The sequence below is a fragment of the Micromonospora maritima genome (assembly GCF_902825405.1).
Classification (GTDB): domain Bacteria; phylum Actinomycetota; class Actinomycetes; order Mycobacteriales; family Micromonosporaceae; genus Micromonospora; species Micromonospora maritima.
Window position 1 is genome coordinate 1 of sequence record NZ_CADEAU010000769.1, and the last position, 1,821, is coordinate 1,821.

Annotated in this window: 3 protein-coding genes; 2 read left to right on the forward strand and 1 reads right to left on the reverse strand. The window is 75.0% G+C overall.

From position 1 onward, the window contains the following. Positions 1 to 601: class I SAM-dependent methyltransferase (locus HUW36_RS32100; RefSeq protein WP_174531490.1), on the forward strand; the 601-nt coding region annotated here is incomplete at its 5' end. An 11-nt stretch (positions 602 to 612) separates the two neighbouring features. On the opposite strand, the gene HUW36_RS32105 is transcribed toward HUW36_RS32100, so the two are convergent. Then, a complete protein-coding gene (locus HUW36_RS32105; protein ID WP_174531491.1) occupies positions 613 to 792 on the reverse strand; it encodes a hypothetical protein in 180 nt (59 codons plus the stop codon). A 273-nt stretch (positions 793 to 1,065) separates the two neighbouring features. Between HUW36_RS32105 and HUW36_RS32110 the strand changes: the two genes are divergently transcribed. Continuing rightward, positions 1,066 to 1,725 (forward strand): HNH endonuclease family protein, encoded by a 660-nt coding sequence (locus HUW36_RS32110; RefSeq protein ID WP_174531492.1) that lies wholly within the window; start codon positions 1,066 to 1,068, stop codon positions 1,723 to 1,725. Positions 1,726 to 1,821: the final 96 nt, after the last annotated feature.

The window sequence follows — 1,821 nt, forward strand, 5'->3', positions numbered from 1 at the left end:
CGACGCGGAGGCGAGCATGCTGGTGCAGGCCCGGGCGAGCGCGGCCGGAGCCGGCCTGGTCGGCGCCGCGCTGCCGCGGTTGCCCTTCCCCGACGCGCGGTTCGACGCGGCGGTGGCCAACTTCGTGCTCAACCACGTCGGCGACCCGGCCGCCGCGCTGGCGGAGCTGCGCCGGGTGGTACGCCCCGGCGGGCGGGTGGCGGTGACGCTCTGGCCGTCACCGCATCCGCCCCTGCAACGGCTGTGGGGCGAGGCGATCGGGGCCGCCGGGGTGACCCCGCCGGCGGACCTGCCGCGGCTGGCGCCCGGGCGGGACTTCCCGCGCACCGAGGCCGGCGTGACCGGTCTGCTGGACGCAGCCGGGCTTACCGACGCGGTGTGCGCGACAGTGGCCTGGACCCACCGCACGGATCCGGAGGACTGGTGGGCCGGGCCGGCGGCCGGCATCAGCGCGGTGGGCTTCGTCCTGCAACGGCAGGAGCCGGCGGTGCGGGACCGCATCCGCCGGGAGTACGACCGGCTCACCGCCGGGCTCCGGGAGGCCGACGGGCGGTTGGCACTGCCGACGGCCGCGCTGCTCGGTGCCGCCTCGGTCGCCTGATCCGGTCGCGGTCAGTCCAGGCCGCGCATGATGTGCGGCTCGCCGTCGTCGTCGCCGAAGCAGCGGTGCAGCACCTGGGCGCGGGCCCACAGGTCGAGGCTGCTCGGCGGCCCGACCGGCGGTGGTCCGGCCGGCGTGGTCAGCGCGGGGGCCGGGTCCGGCGGAACCTTCGACATCACCTCGTCGGTCATCTCCGCCCCTTTCGTCGTACCCATGCTCGCCCTCGGGCGTCTCCGCCGCATCAACCGGACGGCGCGGGCGTGGACGCGGCGCTTCTGACCCGGCGCCGGCCCGTACTCCGGTGACGGTAGCCCGCCGGGCCGGCCGGCACAGCCGTATTCCCGACGTCCGCGCAGGTGGCGGCCGACCTTCATCCGATGTTCACGGAAGTTGATCTGGCTCATTACTTCCATGTCTGTCTGTATGGGTGCAGGTAACCGCCAACTCTTTCGGACGGAGTTCCCATGCCCCGCACCCTGCGCGCCACGGCCATCAGCCTGACCGCGATCGTGGCCGCCACCCTCGGTCTCGCCCGGCCCGCCCCGGCCGCCGGCTACTCGGCGCCGCTCACCACCGCCGTCGCCGGCCTCACCGTCGCCACCGAGGTCCGCACCGGATACAGCCGCGACCTCTTCCCGCACTGGATCGACGCCGACGGCGACGGCTGCCACACCCGCAACGAGGTGCTCTACGCCGAGGCGACCACCACGCCGACGATCAGCGGCACCTGCACGCTCTCCGGCGGCCGCTGGTACTCCTACTACGACGCCGCGACCTGGACCGTTACCGGCGACCTGGACATCGACCACATGGTGCCGCTGGCCGAGGCGTGGGACTCCGGCGCGCGCGGCTGGACCACCAGCCGCCGCCAGGCGTACGCGAACGACCTGGGTGACGCCCGCGCGCTGGCGGCGGTCACCGACAACGTCAACCAGGCCAAGGGCGACCAGGACCCGGCCACCTGGCTGCCGCCGTACGCATCGGCCCGGTGCCGCTACGTCGGCGAGTGGGTGGCGGTGAAGGTCCGGTGGCGGCTCACCGTGGACAGCGCGGAGAAGGACGCGCTGACCAGTTGGGCGAACAACTGCCCGGCCGCGACGATCTCGGTCACCTACGCGTACTGAGCGGGCCACCGCTGTTCGCGCCTGCGGGCCTCGCCGCACCGGCTCACTCCCCGCGCTCCCGCCCCGGGCCGCCCGGACCGGGGCGGGCGCCCGGCG